The following is a 245-nucleotide window of genomic DNA, read 5'->3' on the forward strand; positions in this document are numbered from 1 at the left end:
AGTGGCAACCTCATCGACTGTTAACGCAGCAGGCTTTCAATTAGCTGAATACTCAGCAACGGGCTTAGGCCGCGCATACGCAGGTGAAGCTGCAATGGCAGACAATGCAAGCGCACAATGGCGTAACCCTGCAATGCTGACTCATTTAGAAGGCACACAAATTTCCGTTGGTGCTATTTATGTTGACCCAAATATCGATATTGATGGTCAAGTAACAACGAACTCGGCAACGGGTGATCGTCGCG

1 protein-coding gene is annotated in these 245 nt (G+C 49.0%); it reads left to right on the forward strand.

Annotated features, from left to right (window positions below; translation table 11 throughout):
* Nucleotides 1-245: outer membrane protein transport protein (locus A3773_RS17375; RefSeq protein WP_197462885.1), on the forward strand; the 245-nt coding region annotated here is incomplete at both ends.

The sequence above is a fragment of the Neptuniibacter pectenicola genome, assembly GCF_001597735.1.
GTDB lineage: Bacteria > Pseudomonadota > Gammaproteobacteria > Pseudomonadales > Balneatricaceae > Neptuniibacter > Neptuniibacter pectenicola.